The sequence below is a fragment of the Frigoribacterium sp. CFBP 13605 genome (genome assembly GCF_014839405.1).
Lineage (GTDB): Bacteria > Actinomycetota > Actinomycetes > Actinomycetales > Microbacteriaceae > Frigoribacterium.
On the sequence record NZ_JACYNS010000206.1, the window covers coordinates 1 to 1,387 of the forward strand.

General features: G+C 76.9%; 1 protein-coding gene. It reads left to right on the forward strand.

The annotated features are described in order from the left end of the window. A partial coding sequence (locus tag IFT36_RS16035) for an SbcC/MukB-like Walker B domain-containing protein (protein ID WP_274598588.1) occupies positions 1-1,302 on the forward strand: 1,302 nt, incomplete at its 5' end. Between the last annotated feature and the right edge of the window lie 85 nt (positions 1,303-1,387).

Genomic DNA, 1,387 nt, shown 5'->3' on the forward strand with positions numbered 1-1,387 from the left:
GCCGAGGCCCGCCGCGCCCTGGGCGACCTGACCCGCGACGACGTCGAGTCCGACCTGGCCCGGCTCGCGCTGCGCGTGGCCGAGGCCACCCGGGCCCGTACCGCCCTCGCGGCATCCGAGGCGGCGCTCATGGCCCACGACCGCGAGGTCGACGAGCTGCGGGCCGAGCGGGACGACCTCCGCGAGCGAGCCGCCACCGGCCGGGAGCGCGTGGCCGCCGACCGGCGGGCCCTGCTCGACGACGAGGCCGAGATCGCGCGACTGCTCGACGGTCGGGCCCCGACCATCGCCGAGCTCACCGCAGCGGTCGGTGACGGCGTCGAACGCGACACGCGCCTCCTGACCCTCCTCGACGCCGCCGACGTGGCGTCCGACGCGGCGGCCGTCCGACGTGCCGAGCTCGCGGCCGCCCTCGAGCGCAGCGGGTTCGACGACGTCGACCAGGTCGCCGACGCCGCCCTCGAGGCAGGCGACCTCGCCGCGCTCGAGGCGCGGGTCTCGGCCCACGAGCGCGAACGGGCGATCGTCGCGGCCGGGCTGGTCGAGCCCGAGGTCGCCGTGCTGACCGGCGACGAGGTGGCGGACGTCCCGTCGGCCGTCGAGGCCCTCGACCGGGTCGAGGCCGAGCTCGACGAGGCCACCGACCGCGCGACGCGCACCGGCGACCGGGCCGGGCGGTCGCGCCAGGCCCTGGCCGCCCTCGAGGCCGTGACCGCCGCGGCCGACGCCGCCGTCGAGCACGCCCGGGCGGTGGTGCGCATGGCGAACCTCGCCAGCGCCTCGACCGGCGAGAACGTCAAGGGCGTGACGCTCGGCACCTACGTGCTGCTGCGCCGGTTCGACGAGGTCGTGGCGGCGGCGAACGTCCGGCTGTCGGTCATGTCGAGCGGGCGGTACGAGCTCGCCTCGTCAGACGAGCGCGAGGTCGGGTCGCGCTCGCGCAAGACGGGGCTCTCGCTCGTCATCCGGGACGCGACCACCGACACCACCCGCGACCCCGGCAGCTTCTCGGGCGGTGAGACCTTCTACGCCTCGCTCAGCCTCGCCCTCGGCCTCGCCGACGTCGTCCAGGCCGAGGCCGGCGGGCTCGAGCTCGGCACCCTGTTCGTCGACGAGGGGTTCGGCTCCCTCGACCCCGAGACCCTCGACGCGGTCATGAGCGAGCTCGGCCGGCTCAGTGCCTCGGGGCGGGTGATCGGCATCGTCAGCCACGTCGACGAGCTCAAGCAGCGCATCGCCGACCGGGTCGAGGTGCGACGCCGCCCCGACGGGTCGTCGGTGCTCCGCTCGACGGCCGGCTGAGCAGGCAGGGCAGCGCGGATCGGCTGAGCGGGACGGGTCGGCTGAGCCGGCAGCGGGGCGGGGCAGCGCGGCGGGCCGGCTGGGC